Annotated in this window: 20 protein-coding genes; 12 read left to right on the forward strand and 8 right to left on the reverse strand. The window is 65.3% G+C overall.

Going from position 1 to position 26,119, the window contains the following annotated elements:
- Positions 1-117 precede the first annotated feature (117 nt).
- Positions 118-750: a PAS domain S-box protein gene (locus C8J46_RS17640; RefSeq protein ID WP_132741873.1), complete on the reverse strand. Its 633-nt coding sequence runs from the start codon at positions 748-750 to the stop codon at positions 118-120.
- 331 nt (positions 751-1,081) lie between these two features.
- Here C8J46_RS17640 and C8J46_RS17645 point away from each other — a divergent pair, with 331 nt between their 5' ends.
- From C8J46_RS17645 to C8J46_RS17670, 6 genes are all read left to right on the forward strand, one after another.
- Positions 1,082-1,663: an Rrf2 family transcriptional regulator gene (locus C8J46_RS17645; RefSeq protein WP_132741875.1), complete on the forward strand. Its 582-nt coding sequence runs from the start codon at positions 1,082-1,084 to the stop codon at positions 1,661-1,663.
- Complete coding sequence (locus C8J46_RS20960; protein ID WP_165886618.1) at positions 1,651-1,824, forward strand: hypothetical protein; 174 nt, start codon at positions 1,651-1,653, stop codon at positions 1,822-1,824. Before C8J46_RS17645 ends, C8J46_RS20960 begins: the two co-directional genes overlap by 13 nt.
- A gap of 525 nt (positions 1,825-2,349) precedes the next feature.
- The gene (locus C8J46_RS17650; RefSeq protein ID WP_132741877.1) at positions 2,350-2,556 is read left to right on the forward strand and encodes a hypothetical protein; all 207 of its coding nucleotides are present in this window, start codon (positions 2,350-2,352) and stop codon (positions 2,554-2,556) included.
- 46 nt (positions 2,557-2,602) lie between these two features.
- Positions 2,603-3,028: a hypothetical protein gene (locus C8J46_RS17655; protein WP_165886619.1), complete on the forward strand. Its 426-nt coding sequence runs from the start codon at positions 2,603-2,605 to the stop codon at positions 3,026-3,028.
- Between the two features lie 21 nt (positions 3,029-3,049).
- Positions 3,050-7,027, forward strand: a complete 3,978-nt coding sequence (locus C8J46_RS20965) for a hypothetical protein (RefSeq protein ID WP_165886620.1) — start codon at positions 3,050-3,052, stop codon at positions 7,025-7,027.
- Positions 7,028-7,188: 161 nt separating this feature from the next.
- A complete protein-coding gene (locus C8J46_RS17670) occupies positions 7,189-7,653 on the forward strand; it encodes a hypothetical protein (protein WP_165886621.1) in 465 nt (154 codons plus the stop codon).
- Between the two features lie 118 nt (positions 7,654-7,771).
- On the opposite strand, the gene C8J46_RS17675 is transcribed toward C8J46_RS17670, so the two are convergent.
- The 4 genes from C8J46_RS17675 to C8J46_RS17690 are packed head-to-tail and all read right to left on the reverse strand — an operon-like array spanning position 7,772 to position 12,344.
- On the reverse strand, positions 7,772-8,917 hold the full coding sequence (locus C8J46_RS17675; RefSeq protein ID WP_132741883.1) for an SAVED domain-containing protein: 1,146 nt from the start codon (positions 8,915-8,917) through the stop codon (positions 7,772-7,774).
- 33 nt (positions 8,918-8,950) lie between these two features.
- Entirely contained in the window at positions 8,951-9,406 is a 456-nt protein-coding gene (locus C8J46_RS17680) for a Mov34/MPN/PAD-1 family protein (RefSeq protein WP_132741885.1), read from the reverse strand.
- On the reverse strand, positions 9,403-11,130 hold the full coding sequence (locus C8J46_RS17685; RefSeq protein WP_165886622.1) for a ThiF family adenylyltransferase: 1,728 nt from the start codon (positions 11,128-11,130) through the stop codon (positions 9,403-9,405). Before C8J46_RS17685 ends, C8J46_RS17680 begins: the two co-directional genes overlap by 4 nt.
- A complete protein-coding gene (locus C8J46_RS17690; protein WP_132741889.1) occupies positions 11,127-12,344 on the reverse strand; it encodes a nucleotidyltransferase in 1,218 nt (405 codons plus the stop codon). The genes C8J46_RS17685 and C8J46_RS17690 overlap by 4 nt, the downstream gene beginning before the upstream one ends.
- A 429-nt stretch (positions 12,345-12,773) precedes the next feature.
- Between C8J46_RS17690 and C8J46_RS17695 the strand changes: the two genes are divergently transcribed.
- The 6 genes from C8J46_RS17695 to C8J46_RS17720 all read left to right on the forward strand — a co-directional run bounded on the left by C8J46_RS17695 (position 12,774) and on the right by C8J46_RS17720 (position 19,147).
- Positions 12,774-13,979 carry an ATP-binding protein gene (locus tag C8J46_RS17695; protein WP_132741891.1) on the forward strand — a complete coding sequence of 402 codons (1,206 nt, stop codon included), beginning with the start codon at positions 12,774-12,776 and terminating at the stop codon, positions 13,977-13,979.
- Positions 13,972-16,476 (forward strand): S8 family peptidase, encoded by a 2,505-nt coding sequence (locus tag C8J46_RS17700; RefSeq protein WP_132741893.1) that lies wholly within the window; start codon positions 13,972-13,974, stop codon positions 16,474-16,476. Before C8J46_RS17695 ends, C8J46_RS17700 begins: the two co-directional genes overlap by 8 nt.
- A 26-nt stretch (positions 16,477-16,502) precedes the next feature.
- Complete coding sequence (locus C8J46_RS17705) at positions 16,503-16,817, forward strand: hypothetical protein (RefSeq protein WP_132741895.1); 315 nt, start codon at positions 16,503-16,505, stop codon at positions 16,815-16,817.
- A gap of 121 nt (positions 16,818-16,938) precedes the next feature.
- Positions 16,939-18,081: a DUF4236 domain-containing protein gene (locus C8J46_RS17710; protein WP_165886623.1), complete on the forward strand. Its 1,143-nt coding sequence runs from the start codon at positions 16,939-16,941 to the stop codon at positions 18,079-18,081.
- Positions 18,082-18,093: 12 nt separating this feature from the next.
- The gene (locus tag C8J46_RS17715; RefSeq protein ID WP_132741898.1) at positions 18,094-18,669 is read left to right on the forward strand and encodes a hypothetical protein; all 576 of its coding nucleotides are present in this window, start codon (positions 18,094-18,096) and stop codon (positions 18,667-18,669) included.
- Between the two features lie 97 nt (positions 18,670-18,766).
- A complete protein-coding gene (locus tag C8J46_RS17720; protein ID WP_165886624.1) occupies positions 18,767-19,147 on the forward strand; it encodes a hypothetical protein in 381 nt (126 codons plus the stop codon).
- Between the two features lie 145 nt (positions 19,148-19,292).
- On the opposite strand, the gene C8J46_RS17725 is transcribed toward C8J46_RS17720, so the two are convergent.
- The 3 genes from C8J46_RS17725 to C8J46_RS17735 are packed head-to-tail and all read right to left on the reverse strand — an operon-like array spanning position 19,293 to position 26,044.
- Entirely contained in the window at positions 19,293-21,212 is a 1,920-nt protein-coding gene (locus C8J46_RS17725) for a DNA/RNA non-specific endonuclease (RefSeq protein WP_132741902.1), read from the reverse strand.
- 19 nt (positions 21,213-21,231) lie between these two features.
- A complete protein-coding gene (locus C8J46_RS17730) occupies positions 21,232-24,270 on the reverse strand; it encodes an ATP-binding protein (RefSeq protein ID WP_132741904.1) in 3,039 nt (1,012 codons plus the stop codon).
- Positions 24,263-26,044 carry a trypsin-like peptidase domain-containing protein gene (locus C8J46_RS17735; protein ID WP_132741906.1) on the reverse strand — a complete coding sequence of 594 codons (1,782 nt, stop codon included), beginning with the start codon at positions 26,042-26,044 and terminating at the stop codon, positions 24,263-24,265. The genes C8J46_RS17730 and C8J46_RS17735 overlap by 8 nt, the downstream gene beginning before the upstream one ends.
- Positions 26,045-26,119 lie beyond the last annotated feature (75 nt).

The raw sequence follows: 26,119 nt of genomic DNA on the forward strand, positions 1-26,119 counted from the left end.
GCGGCATGAATAGTTTCGCGACTTGCCGTCGAGGGCACGCCTAGAACAGAATAATAGTCGGGTGAGAGAGCCATCTAACTGTTACTTGCGGCGAAAACGCGAAAAAGGAAGGTCCGCCTAGGCAACTGCGAGCGGCTCAGGCGCTAACGTCGCGAAAAACAGGCGTTCAAGCCTTATAATTCCGTCCTGGCTTAGCTGAATGTATCCCAAATTACTGACCGGGATTTCTACGAGGCCACGATGAACCAGAGCTTTTACCCATCGATCCATAGATTGTTCTGGAAGGTTAATTAATTTTGCGACTTGTGAAGCCGTCACCACACGACCTTCCGCCTCTGCCAGATACATGTAAAGTAGAATCAGGCCCACATGATCGCTAAAAAGATCTTTTCCTAACTCGATGAGCCGCGCGTCATAAACATGCTTGACCCGAAGGGCTGCTTTCCAAAGCCGTGACGGTGACGGTTCCTGCCTCCCGTCAATCCAAGACAATGTCGTTATCAAACGTCCTTCATCGCCGAACTTGGATACCAAAAGATCCGCTTTTATAAGGCTGCCATCGGGACGTACATATGCTTTGCGCAGATGGGTTGGAGCGGCCTTATCTATCAGCCCCGTAAGCATTTTACTACTTCTGGAGAGATCAGCAGGAGCGGTAATAGCTTTGTACGATATACCAATTAACTGATCAGGCCTGCGCTGAACCAGTCGACAGAACCCGTCATCAAAATCTAGAATGATCCCTGCCATGCTGGATACACAATGAGCGACGGGCATTCAGCGCCTTCCGAATAATTTAAGTTAATTTTCTCAAGGTTTACGAGATCGGCTTACTTCGTATGCTTGGCACGTGACTGCTACCGGTTGTTACCCCCCCCATCTAGCACAACTAAAAGACGATCGAAAACGCACAAAGATGCGGGGTTTGATGCTGTTGGCAATCGACTGCGGTAAGACCCTTTGCCGCTGGCGTCAAAGCGTGGGCGGAGTGAACGCTCAGGTGCTCGGTAGCGTGAGAAACTCAGCGTTTGCCGTGAGCGAGCGATTGGTTTAACTACCACCCGCCGGGTCGGAGTTTCACGTGAGCCATATCAGTACGGCAGTCGAGTATGCACTTCATACCCTGCTCTACATCATTGACTTGCCTGACGACGCAGCGGCGCCAAGTTCCAAGGATCTGGCTACGCTGCGCGCACTGCCAGTGAAGTTCATGGCAGGCGTGACGACCAAGCTTAACAAGGCGGGGATAGTCGTCGCGACCGAGGGTATGCGGGGCGGCATTCGCCTCGCCCGACCGGCTGAAGAAATATCGTTTTATGACGTCGTGATCGCAGTCGACGGCCAAAAAGCGCTCTTCGACTGCCGCAATGTTAGGCATGCATGCCCCTTGTACGGTCAAACGCCCCCTGCCTGGGCGACGTCCGGCGTATGCGGGATCCACGCCGTGATGCTGGAAGCCGACGCGCGGATGAAGGATGTTCTGAAAGCGAGAACACTTCGCGACATGGCTGATCATGCCGCCACGCGGGTTCCCGCTGAGTTTCGGGAAGAGACCCGAATATGGCTAGAAAACAGATCTCAAACGAGGCGGCGAACATCGAGTTCGCTAGAGGGCATCGCGAAATCTGCTGAGATGACGGAGGTAAAAATATGCCAGAAGTGAAAGCCCGTTTGCAGCAGCTGGCCTTGATCGAGCAAGCCGCCCAGAACGCCGTTTATATTGCAGATCAATGCAATGAGCTTTTGATTGGTATTCGAGCGGATGAATGCCTTCAGACTGTTCGTGATCGCATCGCTGAAATTTCCGAGCAAGGCCGACTGTAGGTAGGCGTCATAATGCTACCTTGGTTTGAAGACCCATACCCGGCCATTCGCAGCGCTATTACGGCCTCCCGAAAGCGGACATTGGTTCATGTGCTACGCGTCGCCTGTCCATCGGGCCAAACGATTTCGGTCGACGGAAAGGTTTGGGACATTCCTGCCGTTCCAGGGCGATATTTCGAACGGCAGGACTCGCCATGAAGCGGATCTCCACTTTTGGGCGAAAGAGGCGAGGGCAGGCCGCCCCCCGTTCGCGTGGAAAAGAAGGAAGCGGCAGCCCTCACTTCGCGGGTTCAACCACGCCTGCACACCGACATGCTCGCGCACGTTGTCGCGCGCCGCCCATGATCAGGGGGCATGCTTTGGCGTCGGGCGCGGCGTGAAGGGTACTCAGAGCGCTGGATCATGAGCTGCGCCATGCCGGCATCCAGGTCAGCCTGATCGAACCGGCATATATGCGGACGTCATTCGACAAGAACATGATCCAGCTGGACGCTCCGCTCAAAGAGTACGACGCCGCGCAGGCACATGCAGAAAATGTTGGTCGGTACGATGGAAAAGGCCGACGAGCTGGACGTCGTAGGGCAGGCAGTGCTGAGGGCCGCCACCGACGGAAAGCCAAGGATGCGCTACCCGGCCGGCTCGGTCGCACGGAAGGTGGCCTTCATCCGGCGCTTCGCTCCCGCCTCCTCGGTCGACACGGCGCTGAGGAAGCAGCTCCGCCTGGACAGTTGATCCAGGTCGACATCGTCGCAAAGGTAGTACGTTTCCGCCTGCGGGAGTGACAGCCGCATTGTTTGTCCCCATCTACCAAGTAAGGGGGAAAGATGCCGGATTTTCTGATCACTTACGACCTGCCGTCCAAGGCAAGGATCCCCACAAGGAATTCCTGCTGCAGGCGGAGCCGTCAGGCTTGCTGTACATCTACCAGACGAAGGGAACTCGCAAAGTTCTGCGGCTGCCGAACACGACGCTGTGGGGAACGTTCGCCGATCGCAACGCAGCTATCGCGGCGTTTGACGCCGCGTTGGCGGCGACCGCGACAAAACTCGGGCAGACCATCAAGCTCGAAAAGCGCGTGATTACCGCTTTGACCGCTCCCTATTTCGATTCCGATAAACGCAAGTCCGCGGAAACGAAGTGGACGGGCCCGAACGACTTCGCGACCTGCCGTCTTCACCAGCTGAACGACCCGTTCTTTGCATAGGCTTTCACAAGAACGGCCGCAGTGAGGTTGCAGCGCGTGAGGACCTCCGCCGACGTCGATCGTCACGTCAGCGTCCGCGGAGAAGACACGCCTGAGCGCCGCCGCCTGTCGGAATTCCGGGATCTGACGAGCTACGTGCTCCTCGGTGAGCCGGGTAGCGGGAAGTCCACCTCCTTCGCACGGGAGGCTGGCGCGGTCGGCTCCCGGATCACCACCGCGCGACAGTTCGTCGCCGGGAAGCGGCCTAATGGACGCGCGGTATTCATAGACGCGATGGAGGAGTATCGCATCGGCGAGGTGGGCGTCGACCGGCTGGAGTCCCTGATCGACGCGCTCGAGACGTGCGGGTACGACCAGTGGCGCATCGCGTGCCGGGCGATCTCGCTTCCGCCATCGGACGCCATTCGGATCGAGGATCGGCTTGGCGACTTCGCCACTCTTCAGCTCGAACCGCTGGACTTCGCCGACCAGCGTCGCATCCTGAGCGCGATTGGCGAATCCGACCCGGCGGCATTCCAGAGGCGGGTCGAGACGATGAGCGCGGCCGCACTGATGGGGAACCCGTCCACCCTCCTTCTGCTGCACGACACCCTCGACCGTGCGGAAGTCCCGATCACCACCCGGGGCGGACTCCTTGCCGAGGCCACGCGGCAGATGGCCCATGAGGTCAATCCGGCCATGCCTGAGCGATCGGACCGCCCGCCGCCGTCCCGGATCATGGAAGCCGCGGAAGCTGCATGCCTGGTCTTGCTGCTTTCGGTCCGAACCGACCTCTGGATGCACGCAGCGGTGCCGACCGATCGGCTGTTCGTCACGCGGGACGACCTTCTTCCGGCTCACGTCGATACGCAGGCGCTGCGCGCGGCGCTCGACACGCCGATGTTCAGCGGCGACGGCGAGACGTTCGTCCCAACGCACCGGTTCGTGGCGGAGTACCTCGGGGGCCGAGCGCTGGCGCGAGCGACCGCGCCCGCCGATCCTGGCAGGGCCGCGCTCTCCCTCAACCGCGCGATCGCCTTTCTGCACGGTGACGACGATCGCCCGGCGCCGGCGCTGACCGGCATCTACGCGTGGTTCGTGACCGCGCTCTCGCAGACCGTCCATGCCGACCGCGCCCTGGAACTCGTCAAGCGCGATCCGGAGGCGATACTCTTCCACGGCGACGCGGCGATGCTGCCGACCGCCCATCGACGCGCGCTGCTCGATGCCGTCGGACGGGAGGACCCATGGTTCCTGGGTGGCAATCACGGCACCACCGCACTTGCTGGCTTCGCACGCAGCGACCTCGCCGAACAGATGAAGGCGATCCTCGTCGATCCGGACGAGACCGCGAACCGCCGGACGTTCGTGCTGATCGCCCTCGGGGACGGAGAGCCCGTTCCCGAACTTGCCGGGAAGGTCTGGGAGATACTTACCAGCGAAGACGCCGACGATCATTTCGAGCGGCGCTTCGCGCTGCGCGCCTACGAGGGTATCGTCGGCGCGACGCCCGGCACGTATCGCGCCGTCCTCGACGCCATTTCGAAGCAGACCTCGGCAGCGTCGGTTCAGCTCCGCGTGGAGGTTCTCGCAAATCTGATCCCGGGCGCGGCGATCGAAGAGATACGGGCGACCCTCCTCGCCTACGCGGCCACCCGGGACGGTCCGATGGGATATGCACGACCGCTCGGCACCAAGCTCAACCAGTTCCCCGAACCCGCCTTGTTCGACCACCCTCTCGAGATCAGGCGACACACGGGTGAGGCCCGCCATCACGAGGTGAGCACCCTTCTCGATCGCGCGTTGGCCGCGGCTATACGTGCGACCAGCGATCTTCGCGCCGTTCGGCTTCTGTCCTGGCTTGCGAACGCCAGCCTGGACGATCTCAGCACGCCGGACGACATCATCCGCACGGCCATCCGGGAATGGTTAGCCGCCGAAGCCGGTCGCGAACTGGAACTGCTGGACGCCGTCGTCGCGGCCAACGAGGGAACCAGGGCGTGGCAGGTGCTTCACGACTTCCAGCGTCTGGTCGGTACGGACGTCTTCCTTCCTCTGCGCACCGCTCTGGTGGAACGCGCGGAGAATGCCGCCGACGTCGACCTCCTTCGTGTCGCGACCATCGCGTTCTCGATGATGCGGCCTCTCGACGCCTGCCCCGAGCTCTTCTGGCGTCTTTGGGAGACGCTACACGGGCGGACGCCGGGGTCCGGACTGTTCGCCGATCTGAAGACCTGTACCCTTCACGACTGGCATGTCCGCGACGCGGAACGGAACCGGGAGCGAAACGCCGAGCAGGCCAGGATGCGCGCGAATGAGACCGACTGGTATAGCGCGCATCTCGACGAGGTTCGATCGGGCACGTCCGGCCAAGGGCTGTTCTTCGCCGCGGATCAGTATCTGGGCCATGCCCCCGGCGACGGAAAGGCGCTCGATCGACTGCGCGGGATGTTCGGCGATGAGATCGTCGAAGCGATCCTGACCGGCTGGCAGAATTTCTCCGAGAGCCAGGGCGGCACGGCCGCCGAGGCCGGGCGTCGTTCCGCAAGCTCGACCGTGTATCGTGCCGACATGGTGTGCGTGACATGGGCCGACGTCTGCGTGGCGGCAGGCAAAGGGCTGGATCTGTCGATGCCGACGCTCTTCACGGTCGCCCACACCGCCTTCGCGTTGCCGAACCAGCGGGATCAGGCGGTACGATCTGCTGCGCTCGCCCGGATCTACGATCTGCCGGAAGCGGCGGACGCGATCGTGGCGTTCTGGACGGGGGCTCTTGCCGGTCGAGCACGTGGCCTGCCCTTCGCCCACGACCTCGATCCCGCTCGTCCGGTCGTCCGAAGTGCGCTTCGTACCTTCCTTCAGCGTCGCCCGGCACTGCGTCAGGAGGCACTTCGCGAGGCCCTGCGACTGGCCGCGCTGGCCCTGGGTCCGTCGACACTGCTTTCCCTGGCACGGAACGCGCTCGCGCGACCGCTACCGACTAATTCGAGGCGTCTATGGGCGTTCGTAGCCTTCATGCTCGATCCGGCGAGCCAGCCCGACATCCTGGCCCGCGAGTTCTCGACGCCGGACGGAAACGAGCTCTTCGCCGAGCTTTTCGCCGGCGATCTGGGCAAGCTCGCCAAAATGGACGGGGAAGAGGCGCTCACCCGTCTCCGCACGGTGATCGACGGACTTGCGCCTCGTCACGAACCGCGAAGGGACATGGAGGCGTTCAGGGGCGGCGCTGTCGGCGCCGTCGCCGCGTCCATCGCTCAGCTCTCGCAGATACCGACCGTCGCCGCGTCCGACATGATCGGTGCCTTCCTCGCGGCGCCCGACCTCGCAGCGTGGCACGAGCAGCTGAAGCATCAGCTGGCTCGCCAGATGGAGCTTCGTCGGCGGTCGGAGTTCAGACCGCCGGAACCCGCCGCCGTGGCGGCCGCGCTGGCGGCCGGTCCGCCAGCGACCGCCGGCGACCTTCGGGCGATCATCAGGGAAAGCATCGAGGAGCTGGCGGAGGACATTCGCCACGGAGACACGTCGCCCTGGAAGGGTTTCTGGAACCGGCCTTCGAAGACCAGCAAAGTGCCGGAACCTGTCAACACGCCCAAGATCGAGAACGACTGCCGCGACCTGCTCACCGATCGCCTCGCGGATCGGCTCCGTCGATATGGCATTCCGGTACGGCAGGTTCAGACGGAGGACCGCAGCGGCGACGACCGGCGCGCCGACGTCATGATCGTGCTGGGAGACGGGTCGGCCTCGGTCCCGATCGAGGCGAAGCGGCACTGGAACGCGCAGCTATGGACGGCGGTCGAGGATCAGCTTCTGCCATACTGCCGTTCCGCGGGGTCCAACGGCCACGGCATCTATCTCGTGTTCTGGTTCGGCGCCGACCGGCCCGTTCCGTCCCCTCCGGGAAGGACCGCACGCCCCGGCAGTGCCGCCGAGCTTCAGGACCTCCTTGTTGCGAACCTGCCGGCTGACGGCGCGCAGTCCATCAGCGTGATCGTCGTGGACGTCGCGGAACCCGGCTGACGAGCCGCGTACCATCGGGAAGACGGGGGCCCGGCGCGACGTTCCATCGGCCGCGTCGGGCCTCCACAGTAAGCTCAGCGAGCCGCGGGCCCGGCCGGTTCGAACATCGCGTTGCCGCTCACCGTCTCGGATGCCGACACCTCTTCCTGCAGGACGTCCCAGTGCTCCGCGACGAGGCCAACCGGATCGAGCCCGGAAAGCGAACGGCACCACGTCACGGTCACGCCCTATCTTCTGCTCTCGGATCTCCGAATGAACGGGAGTTCAAGACGTCCGTCCTCGACGAGGCGGATGCCATGGTTCGAGAAGGACCGAGCGGCGAGGCCATCATCCTCATTATTCCGATGGCGCGAGAGTATATCGCGGCCCTGTCATCCGTGATGGCGTCCATTCGCAGGCTGTATGAGGATCGCGAGACGGCGGCGCTGAACATGATCTTTTCCGCTTTCTTTCACTACAGCGGCTGGCTCACGAAGGGCGCGCCGGTCGGCATGCATGTGGCTTCTGCGTCGACCCCGGAAGCGCCGGCGACCTATTTTGGAACCGATGCACATTTTAAGGTACTGAAGCTCCGGGCCGTGAACATCGAACTAGATCTGCTGATCGGGACGGACATCCGTCAGTAGACCGAGCCAATGCATCTCCCCTAAGGCACGACGTCCAGCCATTGGTCCCGACCTGGCGATACCTATCCGGGGCCGAGTTCAACCGGAGCAGAGCTGCGGCTCCCGACAACCGCAGGCATCACTTCGCCACCGGCGCCCCGATCGATAACGTGGGCACGAACCCCTTCTCCCTGTTCTGGTCGTAGATGAGCATCTCGAGATCGGCCTTCGGCATCCAGATCCGTCCCGTCTCGACGGCGAGCGATGCCGGCATCACCGGGAAGAGGTGGATCACCTGACCATCGCCGTGCCGCGCCTTGATCTCGTTGTAGACGTCGCGGACCGTTGTGCGGAAAACCGACAGATCTTCAGGCTGGCGGACGACGTCGTTGCCGGGCTTCGCGATCGTGATGGTCCAGATCGCGGCGTCGTCACTGAGCACCCTAGTGATCCGATCGTCGTTCACGGTCGCACTCACCGCGATCTTCAGTGCGATCTTCCCCGTCGCCCGAGCCTCGGGACGCGACACGAGGAAGTCGAGGACCGGCCGGTCCCGCTGCCAGTTCCATGTCGCCGTCGGCTCGCGGTGGCGGTTGTGCACGGTTATCGGGACGATCTCGTTCAGCAGACGGCCAAGCTCGATCAGCAATGGCTGCGGAGCGAGCGCGAAGACGCTGAGATGACGGATCTCCTGCCGCTCGATCCGCCCGCCGATCCTATCCGCGAACAGCCGGTCGAGGTTCTTCCGCTGCAGCTCCCAGAACTCCGGCTCGTCATCCTTGATCGCTTGGTTGAGCATCTCGAGATCGATCGTCTGGCTGGTGGCAGGATGCCGGTCGGGGGGCATGGCGGCGAAGATCGCCTGCGTCGACACGAGCGCCTCGTGGTTGCCAATGGATGCACCGAAGCGGAGGACGTGCGATGCGTATTCCTCGCTGATACCGGTGTTCGTGGCGATGCGCGTCTCATGGGCATCCTTCATTGCGTGGAGCAACTCGACCGGGTGCCCCTCCTCATCGTCGACGTCGATGAGCTTGTGATGCCTTCCACATAGCAGCATCAGATTGCTCAGCTCCTTCGCGAGCTTCGGCGAGAGAACCTTGTCGCCCCGGGGGCCATCCTCGCTGTCGCCGACGATGTGGGCGATGTAGCCGAACAGCGCATCCCGCTTTCCTGAGATCAAATCTCCGACCAGGTTTTCGTTGCAACCGCGATACTCGCAACGCCCACCGGCGAGCGCCCACAGGGCGGCGGCAATCTTTTGAGGGGGCTTCGTCTTCGCCATTCTCTTCAACTCTCCGTTAGCTGACGCGCCGATTCACTCCGTTTGCAAAGCGATCTCGGCAACGTCCGCGCCATGTTCAAACAATGTCGCCGTGCACATCAGACCCCGTCTCGAAGCGCGCACGACCAGCAGCACCGCAAACGGGATGTCGCGCTCGCCGCCGACGAGATCCCGCATCGAGGCTGCATCCTCGCCACTGGGCACAGGCAGGTGGTTTGGATGCGAATGCCACTCGCCGAGATAGTTGAAGCGGCCATAGTCCGCGCCGGTACACTCGAAGAACGCCTCGAGCGCCTCCTGATGATGCTCCACCGACCGAACGAAGTGCGCGGCACCGCCGGAGCGGCTATCGACTGAGAAATCGACGAGGCGAAAGCTGCCCGGCTCGATCTGCTCGGCCATTAGCACGCCGCCGATCTCGCGCCGACCAGCCTCCCTCACCGCCCCGTGGAGGCGCGTCCTGAACTCGTGCGGCATCGCCAGCCTCATACCGCATCGCCCGTTCCCGCGTCTGGAAAGAGCTGCTTGGCTAGAGCGGCTAGCTCGGCCTCCGCATTCTCGTCCTTCTGAGGTCCCCATTCCCCCTCGGGCACAAGGCTGATCGGCCATGTGTCGAACGGCGCCTCGAATATCCACTCCGCCTTCAGACCCACGGCATATGCCGGATGCGGGAAGGCTGTCTTCTGCCTCGTCAGCGCGTCTAGGGCCATCCGGGTCATGTGGGCGGCGATCACGCTGACGTCGGCATCGTCGGCTATCAGCGGAGGGCTCTCGTCGAGAGCCAGCGCATACTGGACCCCCTCTCCCAGCGGCATCGGCCGCTCCCGATCGTCACACCAGCGCAGCAGCTGCCGACGGGCCGCGTGCGGAGCCGGCTCGATGTCGGGTCGGAGCCTGACGACGAACCCGCCTATCCCGCCGGCGAACACCTCGCCCCAGACCAGCATTTTCTTTTCGCTTCGCGCGACCGACGCGCACAAGTTGAAGATCTGGGGATCGGCCGTTGCGTCGATGATCAGGTCGCAGCCCCCGACATCGACCAGCGCAGAATCCGTCGACAACGAGCTCTCCTGGCCGCCCAAGACCAGTCGCCTGACCGTGACGTTAGCGGACGGTTTAATCTCGCGGATACGCTTGGCGACGGCATCGGGTTTGTTGAGGCCCACGGAGCGCCAGTCCAGATCGTTGCGGACGAGGTTGTCGGGGAAGAGGACGTCGCCGTCGACGAGCACGAACCGGCTCAACCCGGCCCGGGCGAGCGACGCGGCGATCTTCGAGCCCACCGACCCACAGCCGACAATGCCGACGGATGCGGACGCCAGCCGGTCATACGCGCCCGGCAGCCTGTTGGCGCTCGAGGGAGCCTTCACGGTGGTGTAGGCGAGCATCTCGCGCGGGCCCCGGCCACTGGGAAGCCACATGAGGTGGAAGTCGCCATCACACTCGACCAGGACGACGGCGTCCTCCTCCGAACCCCTGACGACCTCCAGAAGGCCTTCGTGGCCAATTGTCTCCGCGATCACCTTGACCAGATCATACTCGGTGCGGATGGTCGCCTTCACGCCGCCGCCCATCCGCACGGCGAAGCCCTTGCGCCGGCGAAACCGCGCCACGTCGGGCCCCGCCGACCACAGCGCCGCGTCCTCGGGGCCGAGCTGGCTGGGCACCGCCACCCAGTGGCTGGCAATCGCCTTCTCGGACAGCTCAAGCTCTACCGGCCGGCAGATATCCAGCGACGACACGGCGTCGGCGAAGTCGTCCGTGAGCAGAAACCGCATCCGGAAGCCGCGGATGTCCTGCCCGACGGTGGTCGCGTGCGCGCTCTCCACGCGCGCCGCCACACCCTGCGCCGGCTCCTCGCCCTGCAGCAGTCGATGCGCGCTCTCGATCATCATCGCACCAGTGAAGGCCGGAACCCAGTTGTCCGGTCGATACTCGAGGCACAACTCGCCCCCCGCCCCCCACTGATGGCTGGACAGTCGAATCTCCTCCCGTGGAAACACCTGCGGCGGCATGTCCGGGAAAAAGCGCGGGTAGCTGATCGTCAGCGGGATCAGCCGACCTAGGCGCTCGATCTCGAAGTTAGCGGAGAGGCTGCCGCCCTTCTCGACGGTCCACTCGACGTTCCTGAGCCATTCGTTCTGCTCCTGCAGCGCGTCGATCGCGAAACCCTCGCTGCGCGCACGGCTGGGCTGCGCGGTCCACCAGATCACGCAAAGCCCTGCGGCTTGCTCGGAACCCGCGGGACGGACCCGAACGACGGAGTCGACGAGGCCACGGTCGCGGCCGTCGCCGCCGTTGCACCACGCAAAAGTCCGCTGGATCCACCGCGGAACCGTGTCTCGGCACGCTTCGCGAGCGCGGTTCCCATGTGAGGCGAAAGTGCGTCGGCCATGCTGGAGCCCTGCTCCATCGCCGCGACCCTCGCGTAGTCGGCCTGCGCCTGACGCAGCCACGTGTAGAAGGCCTGCTCGCGCTCCGGATGCTCTGCCCACTTGTCGGCGAAATTCTCCATGGGATCGCTCGGGTTCGCGATGTGGGCGCGATTGTGGCCGTCGCGCAGAATGTGCCGCTCCATTCCCGAGAGGATCGAGAGCAATGCGTCGGCGACATCCTCCTGACCCTCGTACGCGTGCGCGGCCAGTGTCGTGATGATGATCGAGATCGGGCAGCAGTTGATCTCGTCCCTCGCGAACATCATGTCCCGATGGCGCTTGAGGATCATGATCGAGTGCTGGAGCGGCGTCCGCACTTTGTAGTCCGGGATCTTCTCGACGCTGGCGTTCATCGACCTCGCGAGGGCGCGCTTGCGCTCGTTGAGGACGACGGCCATCCGGCTCTTGAACCACTCCAGATAGCCCTTCGGGTTTGAGCGCGGCCAATCGTCGGTGATGTGGCGATAGTCCCAGTGCTCGTTGTCGGTGATTGCGATCGCAGTCCCAGCCCAGCGAGCGTCGTAGCGGTTGGTCTGCAGAATCCTGCGCACACTTTCCCCGTTCGGAAGAGCCGGCACGACGTCCATGTGGAACTGCGCGCCATCCGCGTAATTTAGCGTCCAGCACCGACGCCCCTCGTGAAGCGGCTTGTTCATGCTCTGGGCGCGCCGGTAGGACTCCATCTCCACGCGCAGCAGCTCCTTAAGGTGCTGCTGGGTCAGCTGCGTCTTACCGATATACTTGAGCTCGCAGACCGCATCGACGTCGTAATCCTCGTCCTCGTTGAGCGGCTTGATCACCGTACCGAGGCCGAAGGAGCCCTGCACGTAGACCGCCGGACCGTAGTCCTTCAGCGTGGACTCCGGCCTATTCAGCCAGCGACCTAGCGAATTGTAGCTCTTCTCTGCCTGTTCGTAGCGTGTGTCGCTGATGTCGAGCTCTTCCGCGAGCGCGGCGAGATAACGCTTAGATGACGCATTGGCCGAAGGCATCGATTAGTCCCCCATGGAAATTATTTCGTGATTTGTTCTTGTAGGTTTCACTGCAGTTGCGTTCCACGTGGGCCTGAGCACCTTCCACAGAATTCACAGGAAGAGCCCGCTACGGATGGAATTTCGACGACTGTAGCCTGCTGACGCAAGACGACATGTATCTAAATGGCTCCTTCGTCGGTCTACTCGGGGGCCCATCCGACGGTGACCGCTGGCCCGGCTCGGCCGCAGACTCGGCGTTCGTCATCGTCGCCAAACGTATCTTTGTCGGGATCACCGCCATTAAACCAACCCCTTCCTTACGTGCAACGACATCAAGTTTCATGCACCGATTATCAATTAATACGCAACAATTAAGATTGCAACGCACCTTTTTGCAGTTTAAGTGCAACAGACAATTCGATTGGCGCAATGCGTCACGGGAGCTGCATGCAACACTTCACCATCATTCAGGCGCTTTGTCGGGCGGCCATCGCTGACGCTTCACCGGCGGCTCGCAAGCAGATAGAGCGGCTGCGCGACGCGATCGCAAAGGACGGCGATCCGAAGCAGGCGGCAGCCATCACAAGCATCCTCACGGCGGCCGAGCGCACGAGGGAGTTGTCGCCAAGCCGGATCGAGCGATCGAGAGCGCCGATCGCCGGCGAGGCGCTGACCCGGAGCACACCGGTACCCGTCGACCGGGAAACGGCCGCGGCGCTTGCCGACATCATCTTCCCTGCAGACATCCAGCCGACCGCTCCCCTCTTCAACCCGACCGTGAGCGAGGCCGTCGGCACGATCATTGAGGAGTGGGCGCACTTCGACGCGCTGGCCGAGATCGACATCAGGCCGTCGAAGACCTGCCTGATCTACGGAGCACCGGGGACGGGCAAGACCAGGCTCGCCCTCTGGATCGCGCAAGAACTCGACCTGCCCGTTGTGCTCGTGAAGCTCGACGGTCTCGTGTCGTCGTTCCTGGGCACTACCGCTCGCAACATCGGCAACCTGTTCGCTTTTGCGAACCGCTACCGCTGCATCCTTCTGCTCGACGAGTTCGACGCAATTGCCAAGGTGCGTGACGACCCGCAGGAGGTAGGCGAGATCAAGCGGGTCGTGAACGCCCTATTGCAGAATCTGGACGTCCGCCGCGACGTGGGCTTCACCATCGGCATCACCAATCACCCCAAGCTGCTAGATCCGGCGGTGTGGCGCCGCTTCGAGGTCCAGCTCGAGATTCCTAAGCCGGACTTCGAGATGCGCAAGGCGATCGCAGCGCACTTCGCGCCCCCGGTACAGGCGCCCGACGCCCACTTGCGCCTCATCTCGTGGTTCACGGAGGGGGCAACGGGCGCCGAGATCGAGTCGCTGGTCAGAAGCTACAAGAAGGCGACTGCGATCCGCGAGGGGGATCGACGGGGCCTGCTCGACACGCTCAGACAGTTTGCGACGCTCAATGCGGCGCGCGTGCAGAGCGAGCGGCGCGCGCTGCTCTTCGACGACACCAGCAATCTGTTCCGCGCGATGCGCGACGATCCCGACCTCGGCTTCTCGATGACGGACATCGGCGAGATCGCAGGCAGGGACAAGTCCACCGTCAGCCGACAGATCGGCAGAGCGGCACGGGTGGACGAGGGCGAGGTGCAACATGGCTAGCCCGATCCAGGTCGTTCTCAATCCGGAAAACTATCAGGAAGTGCGCGAAACGGCGGGTGGCGGCGGGCGGAAGGACTTTTTCGCCCATCGAGACAACGAGTTCCGAATCCACCGCTCGGCGCTGATCAGCCAGATCGATACGATCTCGGAGGTCCTCAGCGCCCAACGCCAAGGCGACGTCGGCTTCGCCAAGGTCGTGCTGCGGCGTGAGGCGTGGGCAAAGAGCCACCGGCCCGTGGCGAGCCTGTTCAGACCGGACCGCACGCCAGTGGTCGGCGGCGGAGATCTGGGCGTCATGCTGGTCGAAGTCCGCCCAACCTCGCTCGCTCAGGTCTCCGCCGAAGTCGCGAAGGCGGAGATCCACACCGAGATGAGGTACAACGAGTACAAGCAGAAGGAGGTGCCGCATCCGAGCGGGCGGAAGAGCGAGGCGGGCGCGATCGAGCGGATCGAGATGTACGGGCCCGCGGACCGCCGCAGCTTCTCGGTCGACGAGGCGGTCGCGTGGCTGGCCAACCCGATGACCGGCAGCAACTACCTCGTCGAGCTGTTCGACAGCCCGCCCGCGAGATCGGAATGGGACCGGCTCGACCCCGGCCGGCGCCAGCTACTCGAAAGCTTCATCGCCGGGTTCGCCGCGTTCGGGCAGGGCGTCGCGGTAGAGCGTCTCCCCAGCGGTCGCAACCGGCAGCCTGTCCTCTCCGTCCGCCTCGACCAGTCCGCCGATCAGATCCTGCGGCTTAGCGACACCTCCCAGATTGACCGCCGGCGGTCGGTCGCGCGGTTCAACCCCGACGTGGACCGGCATGCCCGGCTGCTGTCGTTCCTGGACAACCATCCACTCGTCCGCCGCATCGAGCTCCCCGGCATCGTTGTGAGGTCCGACGCCCCCGTCGTGCAGTCCGCCCGGACGCGCCCCGCCGGTCTCGCCGTGCCCATCCGCGACAGCCGTCGCACCCATCCCCGGATCGGGATCATCGACGGCGGGATCAGCGACGCCCTCTCGGACTGGGTCATCGACCGCTGGGACGTTCTCGCAGATGAGGACACCGACCACGCGCATGGAACGTTCATCGGCGGCCTGGCGGCCGTTGGCGGCACCCTAAATGGCGTCGAGACATGCCCGGAACCGGACGGCGCGGAGCTGGTGGACGTCGCGGTGTTCCCGGACGAGGCTAAGGCCGGAGCCTTTGCGTCCTACTATCCCGAGGGTTTGCCACAGTTCTTTGACGAGATGGCGAACGCCGTGTCGGACGCGCGGGCCCGTCACGGCGTCCGCGTGTTCAACATGAGCCTGAACGTCCTGCAGCCGACCACGCCCGACCGCTACAGTCAGCACGCGGCACGCCTCGACCAGATCGCCGAGGCTAACAACGCGATCATCTTCATTTCGGCGGGCAACATCGGGAAGCAGGACGAGCGCGGGGAATGGCCGACCGACGCCAGCGCCGCCCTCGCCAACCTCGTCAACGCGCGGAACGACGGCCTGCTCACGCCCGCGGAGAGCTCGCGCAACGTGGCGGTGGCCGCACTCAACCCGCCGGGCCACGGCGGCTGCGTCCCGTTCGCGCCGAGCCGGTTTAGCCGGCGCGGACCCGGGATGAGGGCGGGCGTCAAGCCGGACCTGGCGCACGTCGGCGGCTCCGGAACCCGACATGCCGAGTTGGGGCACGGGCTGTTCTCGCTGCTGCCGGACGGGACGATCATCGACGGCTGCGGCACGAGCTACGCCGCGCCGCTAGCCGCCAAGACCGCCGCGGTCCTCGACCATGCGATCGAGGGGGAGGTGTCGCGGGAGACCCTCATCGGGCTCCTAGTCCACCATGCCGAGCTGCCTGCGTCGCTCCGGTCGAAAGAACTCGCCCCGGTCGCCAGGCACCTGGTCGGGTTCGGGATGCCCCCTCCCGCGGAACGCATTCTCGACAGCGGCGACCACGCAATCACGCTTGTGTTCGCATCGCGCATCCAGCGGGACCAGCAGATCAACTTCCGCTTCGCATGGCCGCCATCGCTCGTGGGACCGGGCGGAAAGTGCCGCGGCCGGGCCAAAATCACGCTCGTGTCGACCCCGCCACTTGACGCGCGGTTCGGATCGGAGTTCGTCCGCATCAACATCAACGCGACGCTCCAGCAGGAAAAGGAGAATGGCGGGTGGAAGGGGCAGCTCGAGCCCCTCTACCTCCCGTCCAGGCGAGACTCCCCCGCGATCGAAGCCGAGCGCATCGAGCATGACCTCAAGTGGAGCCCGGTGAAGGTGCTGGCGAAGACCTTCCCGCAGGGGGTCGGTGCGTCATCCAACTGGCGCCTCTTCGTCGACTACCTGACGCGCACCGGCGAGGTGATGCCCGAGGAAGGGGTGCCCTTCACGGCGATCGTCACGATCAGCGACCCGAAGAACGAGCAGCCCGTCTTCAATGACATGCGGCAGAACCTCCAGGCCTTGGGAACCCAGATCGCCGACATCCGCACCGCCGCCCGCATCACGCCACGCGTCTGACCGCGCGTTTAGCAAAGGAGATCGCCATGCCGAAGTCAGTCACTCTCACCACGGGCCTGCAGTTCGGGTCGATCTCGGCGGGCGTCGAACACTTCTCGGCCATGCTCGACGCGCAGGACCTGAAGGAGCCTTTCGCCGGTGCCGACGAGGAGCACATCCGTGCCGCCTACGACGCGTACTGCGCCAAGACGGGATGGACCACGCCGAGTCCGGCGGCGACCTTCCAGCCCGTCCACGAACGCGGCCCAGGGTTCACGACGCAGTGCTTCGGAATTACGTACGAGGATGGATCGACCGGCCGGTTCTCGATGCAGAAGGCCCTGAGCGCCATCGCTGGGTAGACGGGTCGAGGGATGTGGCTGCACGGCCAGCGAACTTATAGAACGTCGCCGAATTGACCATTTATTCGGTTTGACGGACGCCATGCCCCGTGTCACCCAACGCACAAGGGAGGGGCGCCCATTGCCATTCTACTTCAGAAAGTCGGTCTCGGCGGGGCCGTTCAGGTTCAACCTGTTGTCAGGCGAGGTCGGGGTGTCGGTCGGCGTCCGGGGACTGCGCTTCGGGACGGGGCCGCGCGGCCACTACGTGCACGCCGGCCGCGGCGGCCTCTACTACAGGTCAGCGCTCGGCGGGGACAGTCAGAGCCGAGGCCGGGGCCATTCGACGTCGACACAGGCGACGCCTCCACCCAGGTACCGCCCTCCGCGGCAGCCCCGTGAGCCGAACGTCGAGATGGTGGCCGTCTCCTCCGCGAGCGTGCTCGGGATGACCGACGAGCGCTACGGCGAGCTGCTCCAGGAACTGAACTCCAAGCAGAACGCCGTGTCGTCGCTGGTGGTTCTGGGCTCGGTCGCCGGCGTGGTCGCCTTGTTCGCCACCATCGCCGCCGGGATCAACGGGGCGGCGGCGGGAGCCGTCGTGGTGGCGGCCGCGCTCTTCGTTGGATCGAGGCTGGACGCGCACCGGCGATCCGCGGTAGTGCTTTACGACCTCGAGGGGGACGCAGCCGAGGCCTACGAGACGCTGACCAAGGCCTTCGACGACCTTGCTGCCTCCACAATGAAGTGGCACGTCGACTCCGGCGGTGCCGTACGCGACCTCCACACCTGGAAACGCAACGCCGGCGCGACGACCATCCTCAACAAGCGCCCGACCGAGTTCTGCTACGGGCTTCCCCGCGTTCTCAAGACCAATGTAACGCCGCCATCGATGAAGGTCGGCAAAGAGACCCTGTACTGGCTGCCGGACGTGCTGCTGGTGGTCGAAAGCGGCAAGGTCGGGGCGGTCGCCTACGACATGCTCACGGTCCAGTGGCAGGACTCCCGGTTCATTGAGGAGGAGGCGGTGCCGCGCGACGCGCAGGTCGTGGGGCAGACCTGGAAGCATCCCAACAAGAACGGTGGCCCGGACCGCCGGTTCGCCAACAACCGCCAGCTGCCGATCTGCCTCTATGAATCAATCCACCTGCATAGCGGCAACGGGCTGAACGAGCTTCTGCAGGTGTCGACCAACGGCCGAGCCCAGCCGCTCGCCTCGGCAGCCCGGCGCCTTGCGTCGGTGCTGGGCGCCCGAGAGCAGACGGCCGCGCTGCCCGCACTCTGAGGAGAAACAGCGATGGTGTTCGGCCTTTTCCGCCGCAAGATCGCAGCGGATGCCGTGGCGGCTCAGCTGCCCGTCGCGGCTCCGCCAACGACCACTGCAAATTACCCGGAGCCACCGACACCGGACCTTCCGGTGCCTATCACGCCGCCGGCCGCCAAGCCCCCGCTGTGGCAGGACGTGGCGTACGGAATGACACCGGGCGAGGTGCGGTGGACCCGCCCGGAGGCGGTGCCCTCAATCGACGCCAGACTACTAGGCGACGGGACGGCGAGCTTGCTCCAGATCCCTAGCCTCCAGCTCGCCGGCCACGACTACTCGGTGCAGTTCTACTTCAAAGACGGCGGGCTGACCCAAGTGACGATCGCCACCAACGGCGGCCCGTCCGCCGCCGACTTCGACGGGATCGCGAACGCCCTGCGCCTCCGCTATGGCCGGGAGGTCGCCTTCAAGGACAGTCCGGACAGCTTCTCGACGGGCGAGTGGCTGTCGGCGGACGGCATCAACGTCTCGCTTGTCTTCCACGAGGCGATCGGGTGCCTCAACATCAACTTTCAGTACCGCTACGCGGAAGCGGCGATGCAGCTCTGAAGCGCAGACGGGCGGCGGCGGCGTCCGCGCGTTTCCGCCGACGGACACCTGCCGACCCGACGTTGTGCGGACCGAGCGCGCATGGCATCGGCGGACCGTGAGTTACGAGCGACCCGACCCGGGCGAGCAGTTCCGGCTCCTGAAGGAGAGCCTCGGGAGCCTGATGTTTCTGTGGGTCCGGCTGGAGAAAGCGCTGGCGCTGGCATGCCGCACCGCGACGGGCCGCCGCGTAGGCGGCGCCTTCCACGAGCACTCGCTCGCGATGCGCGCCCACCTGGATGCGCTGGCCCAGCGCGAGGGAGGGCTTCATCCCGACCTGGCCGACCTGACGCACCGGATCGACCGCGTACGGCAAGCCCGGAACCTGATCGTCCACTCCTTGGCGGGCGTGAACGCCGACCCTTCACGCGGCGAGCCGCCTGCGAGCAAGGCGAGGAGGGCCACCGCCGGACCATCAGGACCACGCAGGCCGAATTGACGGAGCTGCTCGCGGACATGGACCGCTGCCGGTCCGACCTCGCGCGCGTCCAGTTCCTGGCTCCCTGAGCGACCGTCGGCCATCAGGCAAACGACAAGTCGCAAAGAAGGGGTGTCGGGGGCCGATCCAACCGCCGGCAAGCCCGTCACAAGGTGATCGACTCGAGCACCTCCAGCGGCACGAACCTAGGCAGTGCCGCGTTAGCCGGGCCCTCGGTGCCCGTAGCCAGCGGATCGGCACCGACGTAGTGCGAGAAGTCGTGTCCCGTCGCCTCGGCCAGGTCCGCGATCGCGATCTGAAAGGTCCGGTAGGCGCCGAGGGCCACCCCCTCGACTCCCTCGGACTGGCTGCGCTTCTCGAGGAGATCGCGGATGAGGTCGCCCTGGCTCAGCAGGTACGCGGTGGCGTGCAGTCCGCCGGTCTCCGCGTTCACCGCCGCCACGAGTTTCCAGAACTCCAGTGGGACGAGCGCGCCATCGATCTCCTCCATTTCCTTGCGCAGCACGGGACCGGTGAACACGCACAGCTTAAAGCCAGCGGTGCGGGCGCTGTCGAGTATGAAGTTCTCCAGGCCCTGCCACAGCTGCTTGCCCTGGTTGAGCCGACTGTGTTGCGCAGCCGCGTTCACATAGTGGAACGTGTCGAAGTTGGCGCGTTCTGCGTCCTCGCCCCAGTTCGGGTCTTCGCGCCTGACCATGTGGCCGCGGTCGATCTCGAGATTCTTAAAGTTCGCGGCGACCAGCTGGACATCGAGCGGGATCCGGCCGTCCGCGAACCACTGATCCCCGCTTCGCTTGATCCTAACGGCCGCCCCGCCGTCGATGTTCACCGCGGTCATCAGCGGCATCCGCAGGCGTCCCGAATACTTAACGCCGAAATGCGTGTAGCGCAGCTCACCCGCTTCGGGCGGAGCGTCCGAGGGTTTCGCTAGGCCAGCCCCCGCCTCGGCCGAGAGTGCGGGCCACGGCGTCGACACTCCGTCGAGGTAGCCATTTTGCTCGAAACCCGCCCTGTGCTTGAAGTGCTCTGCCGGATGGACGCCGTCCTTGGCCTCGGTTGGCATCTCCGGCACGCTGACGAGGAGCCGCTCACCGTCCAGCAGCCTCCTGAGGGTGCCCGCGCCGACCGCGCTGTTGCCCTTGCCGTAGAGCCCGGCGAAGTGGAGGCCCACGACTTCGCCGGACTGAAGCGAGATCAGCGGCGATCCCGAGTTCCCGCCCAGACTAGTGCAGTCGTGCTGCAGCAGACTGTCGCCACCCAGCGCCTGCGTGATGAGACCCGGAGCGACGCGTTTCACATCGTAGAGGTCGCGGAAGTAGCGCGACTGCGCCGAGGCGTCGTTCCGGGAGTCGTAGGCCGGATAGCCGATGAGGGCGACCGGGTCCTTGAGCGCTGCCTCCGTCGCCGCCAGAGCCAGCGGCGTCGGCTTTAACGTGGGCGATCCGACCCGCAGTAGCGCAACGTCAGCCTCGAGATCATCGGCGAGATAGTCGATGTCGGTGACCCTGACCGTCTTGGAGACGTCGCCTACGGGGCTGGACACCTCCTCGCCGAAGTCGATGGCGGCACCGTAGAGCGGGCCCTGCGGTGACCGCATGAAGACTGCTCCCCCGCCCGCCGTCCGCTTCGCTACCAGCTTCGCGACGTGCCTGTTCGTCACGACCAAAATATCCCCCTTGTCGTGGCCGATCACCCAGCCCGTGCCGCCCCACGCCATGTCGAAGTTCCGGAACTCGACCCGGCCGACGGACGGAAGAAGCCTCTCGATGCCGACCAGAAGCCCGTCGGTTCCTGTCGGCAGATCGGTCAGTGGCTCCATCACGATCGCCCCATTGCGTACAACGAGCGGCGGCCGCCCGGTCAGCTGGACGATTGCCTCGAGCGCCGCCAATGGGACCACGCTCTCCAGCGGCGCGGCGTCGGCGGCGATCGACTCGATCGCAGCTTGGGACATCGCCTCGAGCGCGCCCGGCGGCAGCGTTCCGCGCGCGACCTTCGCGCGTATCGCCTCGATCATCGTCGGAGTCATCGCCTTGCGCAGTGTCTCGATGTTGACGTCGTCCATGCCTCGTCTCCCCTTGTCGTTATCCAACCTCGATGAGCGTGATAACCGACGGCACGAACGCCGTCGGAATCCTGTAGCGGCGGAGCTTCGCAGCGGCGGCTTCAGTGCCGCCCTCCCGCCGCGCCATCGACGCCGACTCCAGCGCGCCGGGCGCCCTTCGGCGGATGAGGTCCCACACATCCTCGCCGGATCCAACGTGCGGCACCCAAGCAGCGAGCTGCAGGAACGCCAGCGTTACGGGATCGTGGCTCGCGCGGTGGCGGTCGATCCGGGCGGCAAGTACCTCGTCGATGCCCCGGGGGCGCCACCCCCTCGGCGGACGCCCGTATCTCCAGTCGCCCGCCATCGTCCTCCGCCAATTGTCTGCGGCGCGACCGACACTTCGCAGATTGGGATGCTCGAGAACGAAGCCGAGCGCCTCCGCCCACTCGGCTAAAAGCCCTGCGTTCGCGATCGCCGCGATCGGCTCGATATCGATGCCGACGCTTGACGTGACGGTTATCTCGTCGGCCAGGGCGAGCGGGGAATGGTGCCCCCCGAGCAAGGTCTGCGCGGCCTCGCGCGCCAGGGTGGACAGCCGCCTGTCGCCCTGCGCGAGGTTCACGACCACCCCGGCGTAAGGCGTAAGCGAAGCCATGGTCTGGGTCTCGACCCAAGGCCTGGCGGGGCCCCTAAAGGTCGGCCCGACCGACATCAGGCGACGGTGGGCGAACTCGACCGAATGGGCGTTCCAGGGCGCCGGTGGGTCGTAGGTCCACCGGTCGAAGGCAAGCGACACGGGATCGGGTGCCTCCTCGAGCTCGAAGGCCGCGAGGATGTCCGGACTGGCCTTCCTCAGGCGAAAGGCCAGTCCGCCGTATCTGCTGACCGAAGTGGCGCTCGACCGCAGTGGTGTCCGCTCCAGAAGCGCTTTTGGATCCCCCAGCAGCTTGGCCGCCCGGCCGTACTCCCCCCGCATCTCCATCCGCGCGACCGCGAGCACGGGCTCGAGTTCCCCAATGTCGGCGTCGTCCCCCCCGAGGCGGTCGCGCTCACGCAGCAGCCAGTTCGCGTCGTACCACTGGCCCGCGCGCCACCAAAATGCCCGTACAGCGTCGGCCAGGCGGCTTCTCGGGTCGAGCGAGCCCGTATTCGCGTAGCGATCGACGAGCGAACGACCCTCGGCCCAGTCGGACTTCGCCAGGATGTTGACCAGCTCGCGGACGAGCCGGGGGTCGTCGCTGGCCCCTAACCCCACCGCGCGGCTCTGCGCCACGCCGCTGAACTCGCCGGCGATCTGCCTGACGAGCACCCTGGCGCTATCCGGTAGCTCCTCCAGCGTGGCGGCGTCGAGCGACCGAGCGAGATCCTCCGACACAGCCGGCCGCGTCGTGTTGCGCCGCAGCTGCTGGAGCCGGTGGTAAAGCGCGTCGACTTGGCTCTCGCGGTCGCCTCGGGCGGCGAACCAGCGCGTCGCCTCGCGGTCGATCTTGGCGCACAGTGCGGGCTTGTCCTCGTAAATCAGCGGCAGCAGATCGCGCCGGATGTCGCTGCGGTGACGTACGAAGCTCGGATCGGCCGGATCGATCTCAACCAGCCAGTGCTGGAGCGCGAGCGCATCGAACAGCGACCGCGCCTCGCCGTCCGCCAGCCTGGGCAGACCCACGGCCGGGGCGATAACGTCGCGCAGCAGGTCCGCGCTGATCCTCCGCACGATCAGACCCGGGTGCGCCAGCCGGCGCAGGACGTCGTCGTCGATGCGCGACAGGAGGATACGGTAGAGGAGGGCGCTGGCCAGCTTGGCGTTCGGCCGACCGGCGGGGAGGGCCTTGACGCCGTCGGTCCTCACGATGTCGGCAGCCAGCTTGATCGCGAGTGGTATCCCGGCGGCCCGATCTACCACGACCGGCCTGTCCGCGGGAAGCACCGACAGGCGCTCAGTGAATTCCAGGGCGGCGAACTCCGCAAGGCCTTCGAGCGCCAGCGGCTTCCCGACGACCCTGCGAAACTCAGGAGAAGGAGCCGCCCTCCCGGCCACCAGTACCGCCATGTCCGCGACGCCATGGTCCGCGAGCTGCTGCAGCCAAGCAAATAACTGGTCGAGATGCGTGGCACCGCGGGCCTGGAGGGATTCGAGTGTATCGACGACTACGAGAAGCGGCCTCCGCGCAACCCCGACAGTGCGGGCGATCTCTCTCCCGAGCGCAGCGGGGAAAGCGCGCCGGGTCTCGACGACGCTCTCCGCATCCTCGCGGTATCCGGCCGTCTGCAGCCGGGCCGTAGCGAGCTGCTCCGTGCCGTCGATCACTCGGTCCGTGATCTGTCGCGCGACCTCCATCGTGAGCATGCGCAGGTCAGTCACGTCGAGGCCAGCGCGGTCGAAGTCCAGGCGGACCACGACGCTGCCATGCTCGTCGATGTGGCGCGCGATCACCTGCTCGAGCAGCGCCGACTTGCCGACGCCGGGCGGGCCGCTCAGAAACACGCCCCTCACTTCCTTCCCGGGCGCCGCCGCCAAGCGCGACATGAGCTGGCCCAGTTCTCTGTCCCGGCCAACGAACGGGAGTGACAGCACATCCTTGCGCCGCTCCGTGCGCTCCAGGCGCTTCATGGCAGTCCGCGACGGTTCGAGCAGGCTGCCGGCATCCGCGAACCCACCCGCCCAGTCAAGGACGGTGGTCAGGCGGACCAGCCATTCGCGGGCGGCGGTCCCCAACGCGGCCTCCACCCTGTCGAAGCTGAACTGACCCTCCCCCGTGAGCGCGTCTAGGAGATCGCGCGTCCTGTCGTCGGGGTCTGCCGCGCGACGCCTGCCGATCGCAGGTTGGAGCTCACCGGAGTCTGCCAGGCGCCGCAAGGTCTGTTGCCGCTGGGACGCGAGCATCAGCCACCTGTTGCTTTGGTCGGGGTTGGTATCGCAGGCCTTGGCCAGGGCAGACGCGACCTCCGCCCTTGCCTCACGCGACTTGCGATCGACGGCCGTCAGGGCGGACGCGGGATCAAACGGGCCAGACAGCGCCGCGAACTCAAGTGCCTCCGCCAGCCCCCTTGGGCCCGGCACGGTACGCCACTCAACCATTTGCGGGATCCTCGAACAGCGCGCGGACGTCGGCTGCCAGGCGATCGGCGACCGACGCAGATAGGCTAGGGGCGTAGATGCCGTTGGCTGAAGCCAAACCGGCGAGTGCCTGATCGGCGAGAGCACCCGCCTCAGCGTCGTCAATGTCACGCTTGGCCGCTGACGCCGCAGCCTTCAGCGCAGCCAGGACATCTACACGACCAAAGCCTCTGACGTAGTCTACCATAAGACCCACCGCGCCGTCGGCCGCCGCGCCACCGGGATAGTAGTCCTGACCCGGGACCGCAGCGGCCTCAAGTCCCGCGACCACGATCCGAAGATGCTCCATCCTCTGCAGACGGGCGATGAAGCCCTCGAGAGCCGACCTTTGCTCGTCGCCGAACGATACCCGCGGCTGGTCGAAGAATAGCCACAGGATGACCCCAGCGCCGGCCGCTGCGCGCTCGACCATGTCGGCGGCGCGCGCGCCACGGTCGGCCCCGACGGCCTCGGGCGCGGTCTCGCCAGTCGCGACCCCGGGTCGCTCCTCGATCGTCCCCACAGCAAGGCCGATGTCGGCGACGCGCCTGACGATCTCCGCGGGGATGTCTTCGATGAGGGTCCCTAGAGTGATGCGACACAGGCGGGAGCCGGGGTTCCGGGCGATGAGGCTCTGAAGAATGTCATATGTGAACTCAAGTTGGCCCGCCTCGCCCTCTGGATCAGTCCGCTTGACGTGGATTCCCCTTACCCTGCCGCCGACCGTTGCGGCCGCAAAGGACTGAAACAAGCTCCGTCGACCGATCACCAGCCGTCCGTCCGGCGTGTCGTCCGAAGACCAGAGATTGGGTGGGGCAACGTCCGCCGTCACGATGTCCCGAGCCTTGTCCACGAAGCGCTCCAGCGGGACGTAGCGCCCATTGCCGTTGGTCTGCTTACCCTGGTGAATGCCGATCAGTTGACGCTTCGTGTCGAAGCATCCGCCACCGGAAGACCCGCCGAGCGACTGGACGCTGTGGCCCACACGCGAGGTGATGCTTCTGATCTTCCCCGTCACGCCCGAGCCAAGCCCACAGTCGACGCCATTTGGATAGTGCACGAGAAACATCGGCGACGACTTCCTGTATGGCGTCGGCGTCGCGGGCAGCCTCGCATAGCCCAAGGCGGCCCCCGCCGGGGCATCCAGCTTGAGCAAGGCCATGTCGTGAAGGTCCGCCACGGCGCCGTCGTCGCTCGGCAGCTTAGCACCGAACTCGCTCTCGGAGCAGGGGGAGAAGGCGATGACTGACGCGGTGTAAGTATGCCCGTCAGAAAGTCGGACCTCGATGCCCGCAATATCAGCCGCTGGGTCGTAGGCGGCGGATGGCGCGACCACATGCCAGGCGGTCAGCACCGTGCTCGGCCCTACGAGCACTCCGGACCCCGACAGCGCTCCGCCGCGAAGGATGCGGCACCGGAATGACATCGCTTCCGCCGGAAATCTCGCAGCCGTCTCGGTGTCGACGTGTGTCTCGTCCATCGGGTCGGCGTCGAGATCGATTTCGACCCCCCGGACGCTCAGCGCCCGCGCGAACGACGGAAGTAGATGCTTGGCCTCGATCCTTCCTACCCAGAACTCGCCTCTGGGCTCTCCCAACTGGTCCGCCATTGCGTCCAACGCATCAGCCACAAGCACCTTGCGGGCCCCTGTCGCGGCGGCATCCGGACGATCGAGCAGCTGAACCGCGGACAGCGCGTCCGCCGCCGCGAAGCGGTTCGCCTCCACAGCGATCGCTATCTCGTCAGGCGTGAACACGGCTGGCGCTCCCCGGAAACAAAGCTCCACGGTTGCACATGCCGGCTCGCAGCGACGCGGCCCAACTGGAGCTGC

Origin of the sequence: Sphingomonas sp. PP-F2F-A104-K0414, from assembly GCF_004340945.1 — a bacterium.
Lineage (GTDB): Bacteria > Pseudomonadota > Alphaproteobacteria > Sphingomonadales > Sphingomonadaceae > Sphingomonas.